23 protein-coding genes, 1 tRNA gene and 1 pseudogene are annotated in these 21,157 nt (G+C 72.3%); 17 read left to right on the forward strand and 8 right to left on the reverse strand.

The features are described from left to right. Positions 1-31 precede the first annotated feature (31 nt). From FB388_RS31790 to FB388_RS31805, 4 genes are all read left to right on the forward strand, one after another. Complete coding sequence (locus FB388_RS31790) at positions 32-811, forward strand: GntR family transcriptional regulator (protein ID WP_142106041.1); 780 nt, start codon at positions 32-34, stop codon at positions 809-811. A 474-nt stretch (positions 812-1,285) separates the two neighbouring features. Then, positions 1,286-1,483, forward strand: a complete 198-nt coding sequence (locus FB388_RS31795) for a helix-turn-helix domain-containing protein (RefSeq protein WP_142106043.1) — start codon at positions 1,286-1,288, stop codon at positions 1,481-1,483. Between the two features lie 41 nt (positions 1,484-1,524). Further along, positions 1,525-1,968, forward strand: coding sequence for a tyrosine-type recombinase/integrase (locus FB388_RS31800; RefSeq protein ID WP_211362305.1), 444 nt, complete (start codon positions 1,525-1,527; stop codon positions 1,966-1,968). A 92-nt stretch (positions 1,969-2,060) separates the two neighbouring features. Further along, complete coding sequence (locus tag FB388_RS31805) at positions 2,061-2,657, forward strand: tyrosine-type recombinase/integrase (protein ID WP_246122567.1); 597 nt, start codon at positions 2,061-2,063, stop codon at positions 2,655-2,657. Positions 2,658-2,698: 41 nt separating this feature from the next. On the opposite strand, the gene FB388_RS31810 is transcribed toward FB388_RS31805, so the two are convergent. Beyond that, a tRNA-Lys gene (locus FB388_RS31810) sits at positions 2,699-2,774 on the reverse strand. A 281-nt stretch (positions 2,775-3,055) separates the two neighbouring features. On the opposite strand from FB388_RS31810, the gene FB388_RS31815 reads away from it, so the two are divergent. The 6 genes from FB388_RS31815 to phoU (FB388_RS31840) all read left to right on the forward strand — a co-directional run bounded on the left by FB388_RS31815 (position 3,056) and on the right by phoU (FB388_RS31840) (position 10,015). After that, entirely contained in the window at positions 3,056-3,634 is a 579-nt protein-coding gene (locus tag FB388_RS31815; RefSeq protein WP_142106048.1) for a superoxide dismutase family protein, read from the forward strand. A 21-nt stretch (positions 3,635-3,655) separates the two neighbouring features. Beyond that, positions 3,656-4,792 carry a tRNA dihydrouridine synthase DusB gene (gene dusB / locus FB388_RS31820; RefSeq protein WP_142106050.1) on the forward strand — a complete coding sequence of 379 codons (1,137 nt, stop codon included), beginning with the start codon at positions 3,656-3,658 and terminating at the stop codon, positions 4,790-4,792. 13 nt (positions 4,793-4,805) lie between these two features. Continuing rightward, entirely contained in the window at positions 4,806-5,666 is an 861-nt protein-coding gene (locus FB388_RS31825) for a GGDEF domain-containing protein (protein WP_246122568.1), read from the forward strand. 75 nt (positions 5,667-5,741) lie between these two features. Then, on the forward strand, positions 5,742-8,561 hold the full coding sequence (locus FB388_RS31830) for an LCP family protein (RefSeq protein ID WP_142106054.1): 2,820 nt from the start codon (positions 5,742-5,744) through the stop codon (positions 8,559-8,561). Between the two features lie 71 nt (positions 8,562-8,632). Beyond that, on the forward strand, positions 8,633-9,289 hold the full coding sequence (phoU, locus tag FB388_RS31835) for a phosphate signaling complex protein PhoU (RefSeq protein WP_142106056.1): 657 nt from the start codon (positions 8,633-8,635) through the stop codon (positions 9,287-9,289). 66 nt (positions 9,290-9,355) lie between these two features. Continuing rightward, positions 9,356-10,015 carry a phosphate signaling complex protein PhoU gene (phoU, locus tag FB388_RS31840; RefSeq protein ID WP_142106058.1) on the forward strand — a complete coding sequence of 220 codons (660 nt, stop codon included), beginning with the start codon at positions 9,356-9,358 and terminating at the stop codon, positions 10,013-10,015. Between the two features lie 32 nt (positions 10,016-10,047). On the opposite strand, the gene pstB is transcribed toward phoU (FB388_RS31840), so the two are convergent. The 6 genes from pstB to FB388_RS31870 form a co-directional block, all read right to left on the reverse strand. Continuing rightward, a complete protein-coding gene (gene pstB, locus FB388_RS31845; RefSeq protein WP_142106060.1) occupies positions 10,048-10,827 on the reverse strand; it encodes a phosphate ABC transporter ATP-binding protein PstB in 780 nt (259 codons plus the stop codon). A gap of 17 nt (positions 10,828-10,844) precedes the next feature. Further along, positions 10,845-11,933: a phosphate ABC transporter permease PstA gene (gene pstA, locus FB388_RS31850; protein ID WP_142106062.1), complete on the reverse strand. Its 1,089-nt coding sequence runs from the start codon at positions 11,931-11,933 to the stop codon at positions 10,845-10,847. Continuing rightward, complete coding sequence (pstC, locus tag FB388_RS31855) at positions 11,933-12,856, reverse strand: phosphate ABC transporter permease subunit PstC (protein WP_211362387.1); 924 nt, start codon at positions 12,854-12,856, stop codon at positions 11,933-11,935. Before pstC ends, pstA begins: the two co-directional genes overlap by 1 nt. 164 nt (positions 12,857-13,020) lie before the next feature. Further along, entirely contained in the window at positions 13,021-14,139 is a 1,119-nt protein-coding gene (gene pstS, locus FB388_RS31860) for a phosphate ABC transporter substrate-binding protein PstS (RefSeq protein ID WP_425468595.1), read from the reverse strand. A 243-nt stretch (positions 14,140-14,382) separates the two neighbouring features. Next, positions 14,383-15,264, reverse strand: coding sequence for a mycothiol synthase (gene mshD / locus FB388_RS31865; protein ID WP_142106068.1), 882 nt, complete (start codon positions 15,262-15,264; stop codon positions 14,383-14,385). Positions 15,265-15,293: 29 nt separating this feature from the next. Continuing rightward, on the reverse strand, positions 15,294-16,076 hold the full coding sequence (locus FB388_RS31870) for a winged helix-turn-helix transcriptional regulator (RefSeq protein WP_142106070.1): 783 nt from the start codon (positions 16,074-16,076) through the stop codon (positions 15,294-15,296). A gap of 143 nt (positions 16,077-16,219) precedes the next feature. Here FB388_RS31870 and FB388_RS31875 point away from each other — a divergent pair, with 143 nt between their 5' ends. The 7 genes from FB388_RS31875 (at position 16,220) to FB388_RS31895 (ending at position 20,181) form a co-directional block, all read left to right on the forward strand. Continuing rightward, positions 16,220-17,005: an alpha/beta hydrolase gene (locus FB388_RS31875; RefSeq protein ID WP_246122570.1), complete on the forward strand. Its 786-nt coding sequence runs from the start codon at positions 16,220-16,222 to the stop codon at positions 17,003-17,005. Between the two features lie 126 nt (positions 17,006-17,131). After that, entirely contained in the window at positions 17,132-17,926 is a 795-nt protein-coding gene (locus FB388_RS31880) for an LmeA family phospholipid-binding protein (protein WP_142106074.1), read from the forward strand. A 54-nt stretch (positions 17,927-17,980) separates the two neighbouring features. After that, positions 17,981-18,055 (forward strand): putative leader peptide, encoded by a 75-nt coding sequence (locus tag FB388_RS41265; RefSeq protein WP_370645493.1) that lies wholly within the window; start codon positions 17,981-17,983, stop codon positions 18,053-18,055. A gap of 136 nt (positions 18,056-18,191) precedes the next feature. After that, positions 18,192-19,043, forward strand: coding sequence for a sulfurtransferase (locus tag FB388_RS31885; RefSeq protein WP_142106076.1), 852 nt, complete (start codon positions 18,192-18,194; stop codon positions 19,041-19,043). Next, positions 19,043-19,342: a DUF1416 domain-containing protein gene (locus tag FB388_RS31890; RefSeq protein WP_142106079.1), complete on the forward strand. Its 300-nt coding sequence runs from the start codon at positions 19,043-19,045 to the stop codon at positions 19,340-19,342. The genes FB388_RS31885 and FB388_RS31890 overlap by 1 nt, the downstream gene beginning before the upstream one ends. A gap of 84 nt (positions 19,343-19,426) precedes the next feature. Beyond that, entirely contained in the window at positions 19,427-19,558 is a 132-nt protein-coding gene (locus tag FB388_RS40975) for a hypothetical protein (protein WP_281290501.1), read from the forward strand. After that, on the forward strand, positions 19,555-20,181 hold the full coding sequence (locus FB388_RS31895) for a heme-binding beta-barrel domain-containing protein (RefSeq protein ID WP_142106081.1): 627 nt from the start codon (positions 19,555-19,557) through the stop codon (positions 20,179-20,181). Before FB388_RS40975 ends, FB388_RS31895 begins: the two co-directional genes overlap by 4 nt. 4 nt (positions 20,182-20,185) lie before the next feature. Here the strand turns inward: FB388_RS31895 and FB388_RS31900 are convergent. Further along, positions 20,186-21,157, reverse strand: a pseudogene (locus tag FB388_RS31900) (hypothetical protein); the annotation flags it as partial.

The following is a 21,157-nucleotide window of genomic DNA, read 5'->3' on the forward strand; positions in this document are numbered from 1 at the left end:
CCTGTACGGACGTCCAGGGAAGTGACCGGCGATGATCCAGCTCGATCAGCTCGACCGCTCCGATCACCGGGCGCCGTACGTCCAGATCGCTGCCGCCCTTCGGGAGGCGATCAATGCCGGCCGGCTTGGGCCGGGCGATCGGTTGCCCTCGGAGAGCGAGCTGACCCAGCACTACGGCGTTGCTCGAATGACTGTCCGCCAGGCCATCCAGGAGCTCAAGACCGAGGGCCTGGTCATGTCCGAGCACGGTCGAGGCGTCTTCGTCCGGGCGGCGCCGGTCGTTCGCCGACTCGCGTCGGAGCGGTTCGCGCGTCAGCACCGGGAGCGCGGCAAGGCTGCGTTCCTGGCCGAGGCCGAGAAGGCCGGCTACGTGGCGAACGTCGACAGCATCCACGTACGGCAAGCGCCGGCGCCGGCGCCGCCGGCTGAACGACTCGGGATCAAGGCCGGGGATCCTGTGATCGTCCGGGAGCGTCGCTACCTCGCGAACGGAGAACCCGTCGAGTTGGCGACGTCCTACATCCCGGTGGACTTTGCACGCGGGACGGCAATCACAGAGAACGACACTGGACCCGGCGGGATCTATGCCCGCCTTGAGGAAGCCGGGCACCCGCTTGAGCGCTTCGTCGAAGAGGTGGCGGCCCGGATGCCGACGCCCGCGGAGCGACGCGCCTTACAGCTCGGGCCGGGTGTACCGGTCCTGACGGTGGTGCGAACCGCGTTCGACACGGCGGGCCAAGCGGTCGAGGTCTGCGACACCGTCAAGGCCGCCTACGCCTACGTCCTGGAGTACGACTTCCCGGCTCGCTGACCTTGTTGATGCCAACAGGCGCAGGTCAGCCAGATGGAGCACTTGTCTAGTCGTCCAGTCGTGCTGTAACTTGTCTAGGGAACTCATTCCGAACGAGCGAGAGGTGAGCAGATGGCGATCAACGGCAGGTTCAAGGTCTCGATGGGCGATGTGTTCCCGCACGGCGCCTACGTGGTGTCCGAGGTGGAGCCGGTGCGCGACTTCGAGAAGTCGACCCGGGAGCGGGCGGTGCAGGCGACCGACAAGGAACGCACCAGCGTTCGCCCCGGTTACGCCGTAGACGACGGGCCGTTCGCGTGGGAACGCACCCGCCCGGCGATGAGGACGTGCCCACCCGGCCAGCACTGCTGCTGCACGCGATCTCCGAGAGACAGCGCTGGAAGGCCGACTCCGAAGCCGCCCAGCTCGCAGCCGGACCACCACCCGACGACTGTTCCGCAACTCGTGATCAAGCGGAGTGAGAGGAGGTCTCTGATGGACAAGCCCCCGCTGATCGCGCCGTTGTGGACGGTCCAGGACGTGGCGGAGTTCCTGCGGGTGCCCGTGCAGACGCTCTACTCGTGGCGTTCGCAGGGCTCGGGTCCGCCTGCGCGGCGGATCGGTAAGCATCTCCGGTACCGGCCTGACGACGTGCTCCGCTGGCTGGACAAGCTCGACGACGGGGTCGCCTGATGGCGCGGCCGCCGCTCCCGCTGGGGACCTACGGGGCGATCATGAGCTGGCGCGAAGATGGCGTCTGGATCGCCAGGACTCGGTTCCGTGACTTTGACGGGGTCGTCCGGATGGTCAAGCGCAGGGGCAGGAGCAAGGCCGGCGCGGTGCGGGCGTTGAAGGCGGCGCTGGTCGACCGGCAGGCACCGGCCAAGAAGTCGGAGGTCACCCCGGACTCCACGCTGGCCAAAGTCGCTCGCCTGTGGCTCGCCGAGGTGGAGCGCGCGGTGGATGCCGGGCAGCGCAGTCCGGGCACGCTCGACACCTACCGATCGATCTACCGGTGCCATGTGGACCCGGCGCTCGGGGCTCTGCGCATCCGGGAGATCACGACGCCCGTGGTGGACAGGGCGCTTTCGGCGATCAAGAGGAAGTCGACCAGCAGGGCGCGGACCGCGAAGATCGTCATCTCGGGGGCGCCGCCCGGCACGGCGCCGTGTCCGTGAATCCGGTGCGTGAGGTCGCTCGGATCGACAGCGCTCCGTCTCGGCCCCCGCGGGCACTGACGGCCGAGGAGCGGCAGCAGTGGTTGGCCGCGGTGCGCGACAACGAGAAGGCGCAGGACTGGGACCTGCCGGACCTGACACTGATGATGCTTGCGACCGGATGCCGGATCGGTGAGTGCCTGGCGATCGGCTGGTCGGAGGTGGATCTCGACGGTTCGGCGGTCGACGTGCGGTGGCGGCTCGTCAGGCGGACTGGCGTCGGTCTCCTCCGGCTGTCCTCGACGAAGAGTGGACGGAAGGGCGAGCGGCTGATCCCACTGCCGTCGTGGGCGGTCGCTGTGCTGCGGCGTCGTCGTCTGGCGATCGGTCCGGGTGTGGAGGCCGTGTTCCCCGATTCGCTCGGCAACTGGCGGGATCCGTCGAACGTCCGCCGGGTGTGGCGGGAAGTACGCGACGAGCTGGAGATGGACGGCTTCGTCAGCCACACCCTGCGCAAGACGGTCGCAAGCTTCCTCGATGACGCCGAGGTATCCACGCGCAAGATCAGCGATCAGCTCGGGCACTCGAAGGTCAGCATGACCCAGGACCGGTACCTGGGCCGGCGGCTCACGGACCGGCAGACCGCAGAGGTGCTGGAGGGGCTGTTTGACCGGGGCGACGAGCAAAACGGTCCCAAAGCGGTCCCTTGATCTTGGACCGTGATCACGCTTGACGCCAGGACCAGGGAGTTTGGTGGGCCCCCAGGGGATCGAACCCTGAACCCGCGGATTAAAAGTCCGCTGCTCTGCCGATTGAGCTAGAGGCCCCTAGCGCCCCCAGCGTAGCCGCACCCGGCCACTGCCCTGGAGATCACCACGACCCGCACACCAGCGCGACGCGGCAACACCGACGTCCTGCTCGCGACGGGCTGCACGCGGCTGACGCCGGCCGGGTCGCGCGGGCAGCGGCGGCCTGCCGCTCGCCCCGCGTGCGCGATCGGCCCAACGTCGAGCACGCAGGGCAGCGGTCGACCGACCTGCGGATACCTCGGCTGGAGTAACGCAGGGTCAGTTCTCGCAACCCTCAGCGACCACCCATCCTGGGGAACATGCGACCCCGTCACCTGCTCCCCGGTGTGCTCGGTGCCATCCTCGTGGCGGGGTGTGCAGCCCCGGACACCGTCGTCCAGACGGCTGCTTCGACTCCGCCCGTGCACACCGTCCAGGTGAGCGAGATGTTCCAGCGCGGTACCGGCCCGGCGATCACATATGACGAGGTGCTGGTGCCCGCCGGTGCGCGGGGCGCGGTGCAGTCGCGGTCGGGCGAGGGCACGACCACGGTGATGCTGGCCGTCCGCGGTCTCGAGCGGAACCGCGTGTACGGGGCCCACGTGCACACGCAGCCCTGCGGGGAGCAGCCCGACGCGGCGGGGCCCCACTTCCAGTACTCGGAAGACCCGGTGCAGCCCAGCGTCGACCCCACGTTCGCGAACCCGCAGAACGAGATCTGGCTCGACCTCACCACCGACGACACCGGCGCCGGCAGCGCCGAGTCCACGGTCGCCTGGACGTTCGCCGAGGACCGGCGGCCGAAGTCGGTCGTCCTGCACGCCGACCACACCTCATCGGAGCCCGGCGAGGCAGGCGCGGCAGGCGCCCGCGTCGCCTGCATCTCCGTCGACTTCTGACGTCGGGGACAATGGGATCCCGTGAGTGCCCCGACCGCCGTCCGCCCGCTGCGCATCGGATCGTTCGTGTCCGACACCCCGGTCGTGCTCGCCCCCATGGCCGGCATCACCAACGCGGGCTTCCGGCGCCTGTGCCGGGAGCAGGGCGCGGGCTTCTACGTCTGCGAGATGATCACGTCGCGCGGGATCGTCGAGAAGAACCCGCTGACGTTCCGGATGATCGCGTTCGACGCTGACGAGCACCCGCGGTCGATGCAGCTCTACGGCGTCGACCCGGCGGCGATGGGACTGGCCGTCCGGATGATCGTCGAACGGGACCTCGCCGACCACATCGACATGAACTTCGGCTGCCCCGTCCCCAAGGTCACGCGCCGGGGCGGCGGGGCGGCGCTGCCGTACAAGCGCAAGCTGTTCGAGCGGATCGTGCGCGCCGCCGTCGACAACGCCGGATCGGTGCCGGTCACCGTGAAGATGCGCATCGGCATCGACGACGAACGCCACACCTACCTCGACGCCGCCCGCCGGGCCGCCGATGCCGGCGTCGCCGCCGTCGCCCTGCACGCGCGCACCGCGGCCCAGCGCTACTCGGGCACGGCCGACTGGTCGGCGATCGCCCGGCTCCGCGACGCGATGCCCGCGGAGCTGCCGGTGCTCGGCAACGGCGACATCTTCAGCGCCGCTGACGCGCTCGCGATGGTCGCGGAGACCGGTTGCGACGGGGTGGTCGTCGGGCGCGGCTGCCTCGGCAGGCCGTGGCTCTTCGGCGACCTGGAGGCCGCGTTCGCCGGACGCCCGCTGCCGGAGCCGCCGAACCTGGGGCAGGTGACCGTCACCATGCGCCGCCACGCCGTGCTCCTCATGGAGCACATGGGCGACCACAAGGGCATCCGCGACATGCGCAAGCACATCGCCTGGTACCTCAAGGGCTTCCCCGTCGGATCCGACCTGCGACGCCGCCTCGGCCTGGTGAGCAGCATCGACGAGCTGGACGAGCTGCTCTCCCAGCTCGACCCGGACATCCCCTTCCCGCCCGACGCCGACGGCCCCCGCGGCCGGCAGGGATCGGCGGGACGGGTCGTACTCCCCGAGCACTGGCTGGACGACCCGGACGACCCCACGGTCCCCCTGGGCGCAGAGCTCGAGCACTCCGGTGGCTGAGCACGGACGGGTTGTGGAACTCAAGGACGGGCGCTGCGGCGCCGACACACCGGGCATGACGATGCTGGACGCGGCCAGGCGGGAGCACGTTCCGTCGACGCCTGGGGCGGCGGGCGCGACATGGCACACGACGGCGGCGGAGGAGCTCGCAGCCGCCGGCCGCTGGGAGCAGGCCTACCAGCACCTCCGCGCGGCCGTCCGCCTGCTGAACGGGCAGTCCGGCGTCGACGAGCTCGACCGGCTGCGGCGAGAGCACGCCGAGGCCAGGGAGCAGAGCCGCCGCGACAGCCTCACCGACACCTACAACCGCCGCTACCTCGACGAGCGGCTCGTCGCGCTGCTGCGCGAGCCGGGCGGCGTCGGGTCGGCGGGCATCGCGGTCGCGCTGCTGGACGTCGACCACTTCAAGCAGATCAACGACACCTACGGCCATCCGTTCGGCGACCGGGTGCTGCAGCGGCTCGTCGCCGTGATCGAGTCCTGCCTGCCCGACGGCGCCTTCTGCGCCCGCTACGGGGGCGAGGAGTTCGCGATCGTCCTCCCCCGCCACGACCGCCACGACGCGGTGCGCGTCTGCGAGACCGCCCGCGAGCGGGTCGACGGCCACCCGTGGTCGGAGCTCGCGCCCGGGCTCCGCGTGACCGTCAGCATCGGCGTCGCGCACGGCTTCGGACCGGTGACCGGCCACGACGGTCTGGTCGCCGGCGCGGACCGGCTCCTCTACGCCGCGAAGCACTCCGGGCGCAACGCCGTGGCGTTCCACGACGGCCACGCCGGTCACGTCCGGCTCGCCGGACCGGCGTCCGGCCGCCGGTCGATCCCGCAGCCGCCGGTCGTCGCACCCCACTGCGGTCGGAGGGCCTCCGCTCCGTAAGCTCGGATCGAGACGAGGGGCGGGCTCGGGCGGTTCTGCCCGTGCCCGCTTTCTGTTCGTGCCGAGGAGGTGGGCGTGGAGGACGGTCCGTACCGTGCTCAGCGCCCTACCGGGGGGCGCAGGCGCGCCTACGAGGAAGACCCGTACGAGGACCCGCAGGACATCCTCGCCCGCTACGGCTTGCTCGACTCCGACGCGACCGCAGCACCGCCCGGCGGCCGCGCAGCGCGACGGCGGGCGGCCGAGCCCCTTCCCGGCACCGACGACGAGCGGTACTCCGTCGAGTCGCCGTCCGGCCGGCACGGTGCGCCCGGGGACGGCGTTGCACGGTCCGGCCGCCGGTACCGGAACGACGAGCCGGACCGGCCCCGGAACGGGTACGCGGCGCCGGACGAGCCCGCCCCCGTAGGCCGTCGGCGCGCGCCGGAGCCGTTCGAGGCCCCGCCGGCGCCGGATGCTCCCCCCACCGGAGGCCGCCGCCACCGCGGTGCCCCGGAAGCCGCCCCGGAAGCCGCCTTCCCCGCCGCGGATGGCACCCGCCGGCATCGCCCGGCCGAGCCGAACGGGATCCCCGGCGCGGCGGGCCGGCGCCGGCGGCGCGCCGACGATTACGACGACCTCGACGAACCCGCCCCGCCGCGACGGCGCCCCGTCGAGCCCAGCGGCCCCGCCGTCAACCCGGCGGCAGCAGCCAGGCGCCGCGACGGCTTCCCACCCACACCCACCGAGCCGCCGCCCCGGAGCGACCGCACCCGCCGGCACGTCGACCCGTTCGACGACGCCGGCGACGACCGGTCGCGTCCACCGGCGGAGCCGCAGCGACGGCGCGGCGACGACCCGCTCGAGGTCTCCCGCCCACGAGGTGACCGCAGGCGCCCCGCCGATCCCGGCTCCAACGGCGGTGGCCGCCGGTACCACCCGGATCCCGTCGACGAGCCGGCCGCCACCACCGCGCTCCCGGCCGCGACCACCCGCAGGCGCCGCAGCGTCGACCCCGACGCCGGGTCGCCTCCGACGACGGCCGCCCCCGCCGCGGGGAACCCGCGTCGGCGACGGGTCGAGCCTGCCGCCGCGCTAGAGGTCCCGGCCGCGGCCACCACCGCCCTCCCGGCAGCACCCCGCCGCCGCGGGGGCGAGCCCACCGCGCAGGCGACCACCGCCCTGCCCACCACCCGTAGGCGCCCTCCCGACCCACCCGAGGACGCCCCGGCCCGCAGCGCACGCACCCGCCCTGCCACCGAACCGCCCGCGACCACCGCGCAGCCCGTGGACGCCGGGCACCGGGCCCGCGCCGCCGACCCGCCCGCACGGAGCCGGGGCGACGCGATCAGCCCGGATGCGACCGTCGCGGTCCGGCGGGCCGCGGACGGCGACGGCGACCGCCTGGCCGACCGCGACGACGACTCGCGCACTCGGGCGCTGCGCATCGACGAGACGCTCACCCGCCTGACCGCCGCCCATGCCGGGGTGAGGCTGGCGGTCACCGATCGCCGCCTCGGAGAACCGGGTGCGCCGCCTCCACGCCGCGGGCCCGCCGTCATCGCGGGCCGCGTGCTCGCCGGAGTGATGGCGCTCGCCGTGCTCGCTGCCACGGCGTTCGGCTGGGGCACGAAGACGTGGCTGGGTTCGAGCGTCCGCAACGCTGCCGCCCTCGACCGCGGGTCGAGTGCCGTCGTCGACGCCGCTGCCCAAGCCGGCGACCAGAACGTGCTGGTGGTGGCCACCGGTCCGCCGTCGGACACCCCGGAGGCACGTGCCGACACCGTCGCCGTCGCGCACATCCCGGACACCGGCGGCCCGGTCACCGTGCTCGCCTTCCCCCTCGACCTGGAGATCAACCGGCCGCCCTGCGAGGCATGGGACGCCCGCACGGCGACGTACCGCGACGAGCCGGTGAAGGCGGAGGCGCGCACCCAGCTCGTGAGCGCGCTCGACGCCGGCGGCCCGCGCTGCATCACCCGCGTGGTGCAGCAGCTAAGCGGGCTCGCGATCACCAAGTACGTCGGCATCGACCTCGCCGCCGTACCGGCGATGACCGACGCGGTGGGCGGTGCCGAGGTCTGCGTTCCGCGGCCCGTGCTCGACGGCGTGCTCGGCCCGGTGGTGGCCGATCCGGGCCCGACCCGGCTGGCAGGCGTCCGGGTGGCCGACTTCGTGCAGGCAGGCGACGTGGAGGGCGAGCCGTCGCCCGAGTACGGGCGCATCGAGCGGCAGCAGCAGGTGCTCGCCGCGGTCCTGGACTCGGCGGTGTCGGGCACGGCATTGGTGGACGTCGGCCGGATCAGGGCCCTGCGCCCGACGCTCGCGAACGCGCTGCTGACGGACGGGGCCGGGATCGACCAGGTGCTCGCGCTCGCCATGACCCTGCGACGCCTCGACGCCGACGGTGTGCGTTTCGTGGCGGTGCCGACCGGTGAGCGCAACGGCCGCGGGAACGCGGTCATGCGGGACACCGACGCGGCTGCCCTGTTCGCGGCCGTGCGCGGCGACCAGCCGCTCCCCGCCAACGCCACCGACCCCGGCGCCGGAACGTCCGGGCCCGCACCGAGCGAGGTCTCGGTGACGGTCGTCAACGCCTCCACCCGCTCCGGGCTCGCAGGCGAGGTGAGCGAGACGCTGAGTTCCCTCGGCTTCAAGGTGAGCGAGCCCTCCAGCGCCGATCAGCCCACGTCGGAGACCGTGATCCGGTTCTCCCCCGACCAGGCCGCCGCCGCCGAGGTGCTGAGGGCCACGGTGCCTTCGGCCACCGAGACGCCCGATCCCGGGAGCACCGGGGTGCTGCAGCTGGTGCTCGGGCAGTCGTTCGACGACGTGGTCCGGGCGCCGTCTGAACCGATCGCGCTGAGCGCCCCCACGAGCGAGGCATCGCCGACGCCCGCCGTCACGTGTACCTGAGATCCCTGACGTTCACCCCCGGTTCACCCTCCCGCGCGACGGTTCGTCCCATTCGGGCCTACTCTTGGTGCATGCGCGACGTCTATCAGGAGCAGCTCGACGATCTTGCGGGTGCCCTGGCGGGCATGTGCACGCAGGTGGCCGACGCGATGCGCAAGGCCACGCGCGCGCTCCTGGAGGTCGACCTCCAGCTGGCCGAGGAAGTGATCTCCGAGGACATCCGCGTCGACGAGCTCCGCGCGTCGGCCGAGGAGAAGGCGTTCGCGCTGCTGGCGCTGCAGGCGCCCGTGGCCACCGACCTGCGGATCGTCGTGTCGGCCATCCACGGGGCGGGCGACATCGAGCGGATGGGCGACCTCGCGCTCCACGTCGCACAGGCCGCCCGCCGTCGCCACCCCCACCCGGTGCTGCCCGACGAGGTGGTGCCGTACTTCGCCGAGATGGGCAGGGTCGGCGTGGACCTGGCGCTGAAGGCGGGCGACGTCATCCGCACCCGCGATCTCGCGCGCGCCGCCCAGCTGGAGACCGACGACGACGCGATGGACGACCTCCACCGGCACATGTTCACGGTGCTGATGGACCGCGAGTGGAGCCACGGCGTCGGTCCGGCCGTCGACATCACGCTGCTGGCCCGCTTCTACGAGCGCTACGCCGACCACGCCGTGGCGGTCGCACGGCGGATCGTCTACGTGGTCACCGGCCGGATGCCGGGCCCGCTCACGGTCTGAAGGCGATTCATCCTCCGTTCACCGACCGGTGCTGCCCTCCTGACCAGCGGCTCATAGGCTTCTCGCATGCCTCCCGCGCCGCTGCCGCAACAGTTGGCAGAGCTGTCCGAGCTGCTCGGCCGGATGTGCACCGCCGCAGCGGACGCGCTGAACCGCGCCACCGCCGCGCTGCTGGAGTCACGTGAACGGCTCGCCGTGCAGGTCGTCACGGGTGACGAGGTGATCGACGCGCTCCGCGCCCAGGTGGAGTCGCTCGCGTGCGACGCGCTGCTGTTCCACAACCCGGTTGCGGGCGACCTGCGCGCCGTCGTGTCCGCGATCCGGGCTTCCGGCGACATCGAGCGGATGGGCGACCTGGCGTTGCACGTCGCCGAGGTGGTGCGCATGCGGTCGCCCAAGCCGGCGCTGCCCGCCGAGGTGCAGCCGGCCTTCGCCGAGATGGGGAAGGTCGCCGTGCAGCTCGCGCTCAAGGCGGCCGAGGTCGCGCGCACCCGCAACGTGATCCTGGCGGCCGAGCTGGACACCGACGACGACGCGATGGACGTGCTGCACCACGAGATGATGGAGGTGCTCATGGACGAGCACTGGCCGCACGGGGTGCGCGCGGCCGTCGACATCACGCTGCTGGCCCGCTACTACGAGCGCTTCGCCGACCACGCGGTGGTGGTGGCGCGGGAGACCGTCTACGCCGTGACAGGGCAGGAGCCCGACGCCCTCCCGATCTGAGGGGGCGCCGGGCTCCGTGGTATGCTTGTGGGTCAGCCGAAACGGCCGGAGACGTAGTCCTCGGTGGCCTTCTCCTTGGGCTGGGAGAAGATCGTCTTGGTCTCGTCCATCTCCACGAGCTTCCCGGGCTTGCCGGTGCCCTCGATGTTGAAGAAGCCGGTGTAGTCGCTCACGCGCGCAGCCTGCTGCATGTTGTGCGTGACGATGACGATCGTGTACTCCATCTTCAGCTCGTTGATCAGGTCCTCGATCGCGAGCGTGGAGATGGGGTCGAGGGCCGAGCACGGCTCGTCCATCAGCAGCACGTCCGGCTGCACGGCGATGGCCCTGGCGATGCACAGGCGCTGCTGCTGCCCGCCGGAGAGGCCCGAACCCGGCCGCTCGAGCCGGTCCTTGACCTCGTTCCAGAGGTTGGCGCCGCGCAGCGACTTCTCGACGAGCTCGTCGGTGGCTTCCTTCTTCAGCTTCTTGCTGTTCAGCCGCATGCCCGCGATCACGTTGTCGTAGATCGACATCGTGGGGAACGGGTTGGGCCGCTGGAACACCATGCCGATCTGACGGCGGACGCCGACCGGGTCGATCCCGGGGCCGTAGAGGTCCTTGCCGTCGAGCTCCAGCTTGCCCTCCACCCGGGCGCCGGGGATGACCTCGTGCATGCGGTTGATCGACCGCAGGTAGGTCGACTTCCCGCATCCGGACGGCCCGATCAGCGCCGTGACCGTCTTCGGCCGGATGGACATGTTGACGCCCTCGACCGCGCGGAACGAGCCGTAGTAGATGTTCAGGTCCTTGGCTTCGATCGCCTTGCCCATGTGGATGCGTGTCCTTCTCAGCGGGTCTTCGGGGCGAACAGGCGGGCGATCGCGCGCGCCACCAGGTTCAGCAGCATGACGATGATGATCAGCACCAGGGCGGCCGTCCACGCCCGGTCGATCGACGGGGCGGGCGGCACTCCCGGCTGGGTGTAGGAGTAGTACGCGAAGACGGGCAGCGTGGCGATCCGGCCGTCGAACGGGTTGAGGTTCAGGCCGGTGGTGATGCCGACGGTGACGAGCAGCGGCGCCGTCTCGCCGATCACGCGGGCGACCGCGATCGTGATGCCGGACGCGATGCCGGCGATCGAGGTGGGGATGACGATCTTGATGATCGTGCGCCACTTCGGCACGCCCAGCGCGAGCGACGCCTCGCGCAGCTCGTTGGGCACGATCTTGAGCATCTCCTCGGTGGACCGCACGACCACCGGGATCATGAGCACCGACAGCGCGACGGCGCCTGCGAAGCCGAGGCGCGCTCCCGGCCCGAGGACCAGCGAGAACAGCGCCACCGCGAAGAGGCCCGCGACGATCGAGGGGATGCCGGTCATCACGTCGATGAAGAACGTGATGGCACGGGCGAGCCGCCCCTTCCCGTACTCCACCAGGTAGATGGCGGTGAGCACGCCGACCGGGATCGACATCAGCGCGGCGAGGGCAGTGATGATCAAAGTGCCCATGATCGCGTGGTACGCGCCGCCGCCCTCACCGACGACGCCGCGCATCGAGTAGGTGAAGAACTGGGCGTCGAAGCGGGTGATGCCGTATCCGACGACCGTGATCACCACGGAGAACAGCGGGATGAGCGCGACGAGGAACGCCGAGGTCACGATGATCGTGACGAGGCGGTCGGTGGCCTTGCGCCTGCCCTCCACCACGCGCGAGAGCACGTAGAGGCCTACGGCGAAGACGACGACGGTGCCCACCACGAACAGCCCGACGCTGAACCCGGTGATGGCGAGCAGCAGGCCGACGACGACGGCCGCGGCGGCGAGCGCGCCGGGGGTGGCGAAGCGGGGCAGCTGACCCCGGCGTTCGAGGCTGCGGAGCTCAGGATCGACGGCGGCGACGGCCTCGGGGCTGAGCCGGTCGGTGTCGAGGGACATCAGTTGGCTCCCGAGAACTCGCGGCGTCGGTTGACGATGTAGCGGGCGAGCGAGTTGACCGCCAGCGTGACGAGGAACAGCACGAGGCCGGACGCGATGAGCGTGTTGTTCTCCAGGCCCGTGGCCTCGGGGAACTCGAGCGCGATGTTGGCCGCGATCGTGGCCGGGTTGCCGTTGCCGATCAGGTTGAAGGTGATGCCGCCCGAGATGGACAGCACGATGGCGACGGCCATCGTCTCGCCGAGTGCGCGGCCGAGGCCGAGCATCGCACCGCTGATGATCCCGGAACGGCCGAACGGGAGGACCGCCATCCGGATCATCTCCCACCGGGTGGCGCCCAGCGCGAGGGCGGCCTCCTCGTGGAGCTTGGGCGTCTGCAGGAAGACCTCGCGCGACACCGACGTGATGATCGGCAGGATCATGACCGCGAGCACCAGCCCGGCCACGAGCATCGTGCGGCCGGTGCTCGACACCGGGCCGGCGAACAGCGGGATGAACCAGAGGTACTCGTTCAGCCAGGTGGTGAGGCCGACCGAGGCCGGGGCCAGCACCAGGATGCCCCAGAGCCCGTACACGATGCTTGGCACGGCCGCCAGCAGGTCGATCACGTAGCCGAGGCTCTGCGCGATCCGGCGCGGCGCGTAGTGCGTGATGAACAACGCGACGGCCACCGCGAGCGGGGTGGCCACCACGAGGGCGATGAGGGCCGCCACCAGCGTGCCGAAGATGAGCGGGCCGATGTAGGCGAAGAGCCCGTTGCCGCCGGGGATCTCCTCGGCGGGTGCGACGAGCGCCGGTGCCGCCTCGGCGAGGAGGAACACCGCCACCCCGGCGAGGACGACGAGGATGAGGACGCCTGCCGTGGTGGCCGCGCCGGAGAAGATGCGGTCGCCGCGCTGCACGACCGGCTTGGTGGCCTGGATCGATGCAGACGCGTCTGTGTCCGGGGCCGCCCCCGGGCTGGTATCGGTGGTCACTTCATCCCTTCCGACGACGCCGTGATCGGCTCGCGGGTGGCACCGGAGAGCCCGGGCAGGTCCATGATGACCGCTGCCCGGGCTCCCCGGCTACGTGATGCCGGTTTCACTCAGCTCCCGGCCGCGATCGCGTCGACCGCGGTCTGGTACTGGCTGCGCTGGGTGGACGTGATCGGCGCGCTACCCGCGGCGTCCGCGGCGGCCTTCTGGCCGTCCTCGCTGATCACGTGGTCCAGGAACGCCCGAACCACGCCGGCCTGGGCCGCGTCGGGGTAGGTCGTGCACGCGATCTCGTACGTGACCAGCACGATCGGGTAGGTCCCCGACTGCGCGGTGTCGCGAGCGAGCTCGATCGCGAAGTTGTTCTTGCCCTTGCCCTCGACCCGCGGAGAGTTCTCCACGACGGCCGCGGCGGCGTCCGGGGTGGGCCCGACGTAGGCGGAGCCGACCTTGACCGCCACCTTGCCCAGGTCCCCGGCCTGCGACTCGTCGGCGTAGCCGATCGTGCCCTGGCCGCCCTTGACCGCGCTGACGACGCCGGACGTGCCCTGGGCGGCCTCGCCACCCGAGACCGGCCAGTCACCGCTCGCCTTGTGCGGCCAGTCGGCACCCGCGGCGGCCGCGAGGTACTGGGTGAAGTTCTCCGTGGTGCCGGACTTGTCCGACCGGTTCACCGGGGTGATGGCCGTGGCCGGCAGCTGGACGCCGGGGTTGTCGGCGGCAATGGCCGGGTCGTTCCACGTGGTGATCTGCCGGTTGAAGATCTTGGCGATCGTGCTCGCCGAGAGCTGCAGCTTGTCGACGCCCTGGAGGTTGTAGACCACCGCGATCGGCGAGATGTAGGCCGGGATCTGGACCACGTTGTCGGCTCCGCCGCAGCGCTGCTGCGCCAGCGGGAGCTCCTCGTCGTCCAGCGCGGCGTCGCTGCCGGCGAACTGCACGGCGTTGCCGATGAACTGGTCGCGCCCGGCGCCGGAACCGCTCGGGTCGTAGTTGACGGTGGCCTCGGGGGCCACCGCGGTGAAGCCGGCGATCCAGGACTGCATCGCGGCCTGCTGCGCGCTGGAGCCGGCGCCGGCGATCGTGCCGGAGACGTTGCTCGCGGCGGGCGCGCTGCCACCACCGGCCGGCGGGGCGGACTCGTTGGCCGCGCCGCAACCGGCGAGCAGCAGAGCGCCGCTGGCGGCAACGCCGACGGCGGCCAGTCGGGCACGGGAGCCGTGCCGCAGGGTGTTCACCTGTGTTCCTCCGTACGTGGGTTCCCGTGCAACGGGCAAAAACGGCTCGGGGGCCGTCCGTCGCGAACGGTAGGTAAGGCCGGTGGACGAACCCCGCCGTTCAGGTGAACGGAAGATGAACAGGTCACCCGCGTGAGGCATTCCACATGGTGAGAGGCTGCCGTGATCTCCCCGTGACCTGCGTCTACGTGATCACGTCTATCGCCGCGCTGGTTGCCGCCGGGTGAACAGCCCTCAGCGGCGGTACGAAACATCGGCCTGCCATCGGGTGAACCCGAGGCCGCCGTACAGCTTCACGGCGGGCGCGTTGTCCGCCTCGACGTAGAGCAGCACGCGCGTCTGGCCGCGCTCCCGAAGGTGGTGCAGACCGGCGAGCGTGAGCGCGGCACCGAGCCGCAAGCCTCGGGCCGACGGGTCGACGCCGAGCACGTACACCTCGCCGATCGGCTCGGGCGCGGTGTGCACCTTGGTCCAGTGGAACCCGAGCAGCCGGTCGTCGGAGTCCACCGCCAGCAGGAACCCGGCCGGGTCGAACCACGGCTCGGCCTCGCGGAGCTGCAGCTGGGCGCGGTCCCAGCCGCCCTGCTCCGGATGCCAGGAGAACGCGGCGTTGTTGACCCGCAGGAACTCCTCGTCGTCCTGTCCGGGCACGAAGGCGCGCACCCGGACGCCTGCGGGGAACTCCGGCTCGGGCAGCAGCTCGAGCAGGCTCCGCCGCATCTGCCACAGCTCCCGCACCGCGGTGAAGCCCAGGCGGGCGGCGAGGGCGACGGCACCGGGGTGCTGCCCGTGCGCCCAGACGTCGAGGCTGCCGCCCGCCCGGGCGAGCACCTCCTCGACGATCCGCCTGCCGAGCCCGGCCCTGCGGTGTTCGGGGTGCACCACGAGCTCTGCCGTGCGGTGATCTGCGCCGTCCGCTGCGGCGAGCTGGGCCACCCCGCGCAACGCGCCGCCGTCGAGGGCCAGCAGGTGCGCCGGGCCGGCATCGGTGAGGTGCATCAGCACGTGCTCGCCGAGGGGCGGGGTGCCGTCGACGGCCGCCGCCGCGTCGGCGAGCGCCCTGACCTCGGCGGCCAGCGCCTCGTCCAGCCCCGCCCGCCACGACAGTTCGATCACGCGCACGACGCTACCGCGCGGGCGGCGGATCAGGAGCGACCGGCGAACCCGGAGACCTGGCGCGGGACGACCCGGTCGCCTTCCTCGTCGTCGCCGGGACCGCCGTCGTCGTCGAGGAGCCCGACCGGCGGCGCGCCCAGCCCGCCCCGGCTGGGCCGCACGAACTTGTAGCCCACGTTCCGCACGGTGCCGATCATCTGCTCGTGCTCGGGGCCGAGCTTCGCCCGCAGCCGGCGCACGTGGACGTCGACGGTGCGGGTGCCGCCGAAGAAGTCGTAGCCCCAGACCTCCTGCAGCAGCTGGGCACGGGTGAACACCCGGCCGGCGTGCTGGGCCAGGTACTTGAGCAGCTCGAACTCCTTGTAGGTCAGCTCCAGGAGCCGACCGCGCAGCCGCGCGGCGTAGGTGGCCTCGTCGATGACGAGCTCGCCGAGCACGAGCGCGCCGCCGTCACGCCCCGAGTCGGCCCCCGGGCGCGACTTGAGCAGCCTCAGCCGCGCGTCCACCTCGGCCGGGCCCGTGCCGGGAAGGAGGATCTCGTCCACGACCCACTCACCGGACACGGCGACCAGCCCGCCCTCGGTGAGTACGGCGATGACGGGCACGTCCATCCCGGTGCTGCCGAGCAGGCGGCACAGGCTGCGCGCCGCGACCAGGTCGGTGCGCGCGTCGACGATGACGGCGTCGTGCGGGCCTGCGTCGAGCAGCGCCGCGACCTCGGGAGCGGCCGTGCGCACCCCGTGTGGAAGCAGGGTGAGAGCCGGCAGCACGGACCCGGGATCGGGGTCGGCCGTCAGCAGCAGGAGTTCCACGTGGCGCGCCTCCTCTCCCACCGGGAGCTGGGCCGCCCGCTGCGGCCCGTCGTGAGCAGAGCACGGCGGGCTGCGCTGACGCACCGTTCACATCCGCGTGACCCGGCGGGAACACCACACGCGGATCGATGCAGGATAACCGGGTGTCGGTCGATCACACGAGCCCCGCGGCGCAGGTCACGCCGGTACCGGTGACCGCGACCTCCGCCGACGGGGTCCGGCTCGCTGGTGTGCACCTGCTCGCGGGGGCGCCGACGCGGGGCATCGCACTGGTCGTCGCGCACGCGTTGACCCACCACGTCCGGCACCCGATCACCCGCACCCTGCTCGCGGCGCTCGCCACCGAGGCGCCCGTCGTGGCCCTCGACATGCGCGGACACGGCCGCTCCGGCGGGCGCAACACCGTCGGCGACCGGGAGCCGCTCGACCTCGACGCGGCCGTGGCCACCGCGCGGGACCTGGGCTACGAACGGGTGGCCACGATCGGGTTCTCCCTCGGCGCCGCGGTGGCCCTGCGGCAGGCGGCGGGCGGCGCCAACCGGCCGGACGCCGTCGTGGCCGTCAGCTCGCCCGCCCGCTGGTACTCCCGCGAGACCGCGGCCATGCGCCGGGTGCACTGGCTGCTCGAGCAGCCGCACGGCAGGCTCGCCGCCCGCGCGCTCGGGGTGCGGCTCGACGGCGGGTGGGAGACCGTCCCGCCCTCCCCGGTCGAGGTCGTCGCCCGCATCGACCTGCCGCTGCTGCTCGTCCACATCACGGGCGACCGTTACTTCTCCGCGGCACACGCACACACGCTGGTCAGGGCGTCGGAGGGGCGGGCCGAGCTGTGGGAGGAGCCGGGTGACGGCCACGGGGAGAGCGGCACCCACCCCGAGCTCGCCCGGCGGATCGCCCGGTGGGCGGTCGGGCAGGTCATGGGCGACCGGTAGGGCCTCGGCCCACCGGAGCGACACGGAGGCGGGACAACAGAGCCCCGGTGACGGGCGGGAACGGGCTCGCTCTACCGTCGAAGCCGTCACCCCGGCAGAGCGCCGGGCCGCAAGGTCGGAGGTCGGATGAGGCGCCTGGTCATCGCGCTGCTCGTCCTGGTCGGGCTGTTCGTCGCCGTCGACTACGGAGCGGCGGCGCTCGCCGAGTCGGCGGTGTCCCGCCAGATGCGCGAGCAGATCGGGCTGGTCGACGACCCGTCCGTGCGGATCAACGGGTTCCCGTTCCTCACGCAGGCGATCTCCGGCCAGTACTCCAGCGTCGACGTCGAGGCCACCCGGATCCAGGTCGGTGAGCTGCAGGACGTGGGCGTCCACGCGCAGCTGCGCGAGGTCGGTGCCCCGCTGTCGATGCTGCTCGGGTCGGGCCCGAAGTCGCTCACCGTGAAGGAGGTCGCGGGCACCGTCCAGATCCCCGCCTCCGACCTGGAGCGGCTCGTTCCCGGCATCGAGAAGCTGCGCATCGAGAACATCGACGACTACGCGCTCCAGCAGGCCGTCGACGAGGGCGGCGACAAGTCGCTGCGGACGATCGACCCGGAGAACGCCGTCCGCCTCGCCGGCACCGCCACCCTGCTCGGCCAGCAGGCCGAGGTGTCGGTGATCGCCGTGCTCCAGCTGGTGGACGGGCAGGCGGAGATCATCCCGCGCGACATCCGGCTCGGCGGCAGCGACGCGGCACCGCTCCCGGCCGCGATCCAGCGGACGCTCGAGCAGCGGTTCAGCCTCCGGATCGACCCCGGCTCGCTGCCGCTCGCGGCCACGCCGACGAAGCTGCGCGCCGTCGGTGGCGTGCTCGAGATCAGCGGTTACGCCGACGACCTCACCCTCGGCAACGGGACCGTGGCGGCCACCGGGAAGTGACCTGCTCCTCATCGGCACTGCCGTGAGGTCGCATCCTCGGTTACCCTCACCAGCGTGTTCTGGCCGCTGACCCGTCGCCGCGCAGTTGACCTGTGCCGCGTCGGCAGCTGCCTGTGTCGCGCCTCCTGAGCATTCGCGTCTTCCACGCACCCCTCCTCAGGAGCATCTGCATGTCCACACCACCGCACCCGTCTGCCGTGCCCCGTGCCGGCGGCGTCTTCGCGCACGCCAGAGACCGCATCACCGACATCCAGGGAGCTACCGCATGAGTCGCCAGGACGTCCTGGTCACCGCCGACTGGGCCGAGAAGAACCTCGGCACCGACGGCATCGTCTTCCTCGAGGTCGACGAGGACACCACCGCCTACGACGGCGGCCACCTGCCTGGCGCCGTCAAGGTCAACTGGACCACCGAGCTGCAGGACCCGGTGCGCCGCGACATCGTCGACAAGGACCAGTTCGCGCAGCTGCTGTCGGCCAAGGGCGTGAGCAACGACGACACGGTCGTGCTCTACGGCGGCAACAACAACTGGTTCGCCGCCTACGCCTACTGGCAGTTCAAGCTGTACGGGCACGCCGACGTCAAGCTGCTCGACGGCGGCCGCAAGAAGTGGGAGCTCGACGGCCGCACCCTCACCACGGACGTCGCCGAGCGCCCCGCCACCACCTACACGGCGAAGGACCCGGACCTGTCGATCCGCGCCTTCCGCGACGAGGTCGTCGACTCGATCGGCAACAAGAACCTGGTCGACGTGCGCTCGCCCGACGAGTTCTCCGGCAAGATCCTCGCGCCCGCGCACCTGCCGCAGGAGCAGTCGCAGCGGCCGGGGCACGTGCCGTCCGCGATCAACATCCCGTGGAGCAAGGCGGCCAACGAGGACGGCACCTTCAAGTCCGACGAGGAGCTCGCGAAGCTCTACGGGGAAGAGGGCTACGACGCCGACAAGGCCACCATCGCCTACTGCCGCATCGGCGAGCGCAGCTCCCACACCTGGGTGGTCCTGCACGAGCTGCTCGGCTACAGCGACGTCAAGAACTACGACGGCAGCTGGACCGAGTACGGCTCCCTGATCGGCGTGCCGATCGAGCTGGGCGCGCCCGCGAAGAAGGCCTCCTGATGTGCGGCGCACCCGACCAGGCGGTCGCGCTCCCGCCCGGCACCGACCTGACCAAGGAGACCGTCCTCACCGGCCGGGTCGTCGCGAGCGGTGAGCCCGTCGGGGGTGCCTTCGTGCGGCTGCTGGACGGCACCGGCGAGTTCACGGCGGAGGTCGTGGCGTCCGAGGCCGGGCAGTTCCGGTTCTTCGCCGCACCCGGCACCTGGACCGTCCGCGCGCTGTCGCGGGTGGGCACGGGCCAGGCCGAGCTGACGGCCGACGGCCCCGGCGTCCACCGCGCGGAGATCGCGCTCGTGTAGCCCACTCCGAGTTGCAGCGAAGCCACTTCCACGCCGTGCCACTGCGTGGAAGTGGCTTCGTCGCAACCGGGTAGGGTGCGGCCGGTGCAGTGGTTGTTCACCGGCGTGCTCATCGCCTCCTGCGCCGGCATCACCGTGTTCACCGGTTACCTGCTCCGGCGGCTCTTCACGACGGCCCCGGCCGCGCCCGAGGTGCCTGCGGAGCCGAAGCCATGAGCCGGCCGAACGACGAGATGCCGGGCACCATCACCGGCCCGGCGAACGCAGCGGCCGACTCCCCGCAGCGCAACCGGCCGCGGTTCGACGACCTCCCGATCCCGGACGACACCGCGAACCTGCGTGAGGGCCCCGACCTGCACGAGCTGTGCATCGGCCTGCTCCCGCTCGTCGGCGTCTGGCGCGGCACCGGGGAGGTCGTCTACCCCACGATCGACGGCCCGTACACCTTCGGGCAGCAGATCGTCTTCGCCCACGACGGGCGCCCGTTCCTCACCTACGAGGCCAAGGCGTGGCTGCTCGGCCCCGACGGCGAGGTGCTGCGGCCCGCGGCGCGCGAGACCGGCTTCTGGCGGCCGCAGCCCGACGGCGAGCTCGAGGTGCTGATCACCCACGCCACCGGGATCAGCGAGATCTTCTACGGCCGGGCCCGGAACCTCACGTCCTGGGAGATCGAGACCGACGCGGTGGTACGCACGGCGTCGGCCAAGGACGTGGTGGGCTCGCACCGCCTCTACGGACTCGTGGAGGGCGGCGACCTGGCCTACGTGGACGAGCGGGCGATGATGGGCCAGCCCCTCCAGCCGCACCTCTCGGCACGCCTGAACCGGATCGCCGGCTGAGGAGCTAGCTCCAGGCCTGCTGCTCCGCGGGCGCGGCTTCCAGCAGCTCCTGAACCTCGGCCGGCGGCAGCCCGGCCAGCCGGGCCAGCTGGTCGGGGCGCAGGCCCGCGGCGGCCAGGCGGTGCAGAACGTCCCGCAGGGCGGCCCGTCCCGCGCGCACGGCATCGGAGAGCCGGTCCAGCTCGCTGAGGCAGCTCTCCAGCTCGACCATGGCACCGACAGCCCGGTCCGGGTCGTCGAGCAGCACGGCGAGCAGCCGGTCGCGGGGGTCGGCCTGCCGGCCGGGGTCGTCGTTGTCGGAGCGGGGGGCGGGCGCTGTGGCCGGTTCGGGAGCGGGTTGGGCCTGCGCCCCCCATCCGACGTCCGGGAGAGCCGCTCCGGCCACCGCGCCCGGCGCGGAGCCGTCGACGTCCGGCACGGGCGCACCCCAGCTCTCGGGCGGCGTCCCGTTCCCCTCGGGGCCGTGACTGCCGTTCGGCTCGAAAGCCGGTACGGCTGCCCAGCCGTCGTCGCTCACGGCTGCCGCCTGCCCGTCCGGCTCGGCAGCCCTTGCCTCCTCCGGCCCGGAACCGGCCGGCGCAGCCAGACCGAGGCCGTCCGGATCGGTCGTCGCCGCCGGGTCGAAGCCGTCAGCCGCCTCGGCAGCAACGGGTCCGGGGTCCGGTTGGGGCGGGGCGCCGCCGTCTGTCGGCGGATCGTCCGGTCGCTGCGCGCCCCCGCGGCCTGCTGCGGCCCGCACGGCGAACGCCTGGGCCACCGCGGCCGCGACCGTGCGACCCGAGCCGGCCTGGTGGTGGTGCGACGGCACCGCGGCCAGCTCACCGGAGGGCGTCGGGTCGGCGTGGAACCGCTCGACGGGCTCGGGTGGGTCCACCCTCGAGGAGACCTCCACGGGACGCGGGGTCGCCGCCGGCACGGGTTCGGCGAGCGGCTGGGACACGGATGGCTCGGACACGGGTGACTGGGACACGGGTGA

This window comes from Pseudonocardia cypriaca, from assembly GCF_006717045.1.
GTDB classification, from domain to species: domain Bacteria; phylum Actinomycetota; class Actinomycetes; order Mycobacteriales; family Pseudonocardiaceae; genus Pseudonocardia; species Pseudonocardia cypriaca.

What these genes read in the sequence shown, in the direction of transcription:
- FB388_RS31790 (WP_142106041.1), top strand. Translation starts at nt 32, where the DNA reads ATGATCCAGCTCGATCAGCTCGACCGCTCCGATCACCGGGCGCCGTAC.
- FB388_RS31795 (WP_142106043.1), top strand. Translation starts at nt 1,286, where the DNA reads ATGGACAAGCCCCCGCTGATCGCGCCGTTGTGGACGGTCCAGGACGTG.
- FB388_RS31800 (WP_211362305.1), top strand. Translation starts at nt 1,525, where the DNA reads ATGAGCTGGCGCGAAGATGGCGTCTGGATCGCCAGGACTCGGTTCCGT.
- FB388_RS31815 (WP_142106048.1), top strand. Translation starts at nt 3,056, where the DNA reads ATGCGACCCCGTCACCTGCTCCCCGGTGTGCTCGGTGCCATCCTCGTG.
- phoU (WP_142106056.1), top strand. Translation starts at nt 8,633, where the DNA reads ATGCGCGACGTCTATCAGGAGCAGCTCGACGATCTTGCGGGTGCCCTG.
- phoU (WP_142106058.1), top strand. Translation starts at nt 9,356, where the DNA reads ATGCCTCCCGCGCCGCTGCCGCAACAGTTGGCAGAGCTGTCCGAGCTG.
- pstB (WP_142106060.1), bottom strand. Translation starts at nt 10,827, where the DNA reads ATGGGCAAGGCGATCGAAGCCAAGGACCTGAACATCTACTACGGCTCG.
- pstA (WP_142106062.1), bottom strand. Translation starts at nt 11,933, where the DNA reads ATGTCCCTCGACACCGACCGGCTCAGCCCCGAGGCCGTCGCCGCCGTC.
- FB388_RS31880 (WP_142106074.1), top strand. Translation starts at nt 17,132, where the DNA reads ATGAGGCGCCTGGTCATCGCGCTGCTCGTCCTGGTCGGGCTGTTCGTC.
- FB388_RS31885 (WP_142106076.1), top strand. Translation starts at nt 18,192, where the DNA reads ATGAGTCGCCAGGACGTCCTGGTCACCGCCGACTGGGCCGAGAAGAAC.
- FB388_RS31890 (WP_142106079.1), top strand. Translation starts at nt 19,043, where the DNA reads ATGTGCGGCGCACCCGACCAGGCGGTCGCGCTCCCGCCCGGCACCGAC.
- FB388_RS31895 (WP_142106081.1), top strand. Translation starts at nt 19,555, where the DNA reads ATGAGCCGGCCGAACGACGAGATGCCGGGCACCATCACCGGCCCGGCG.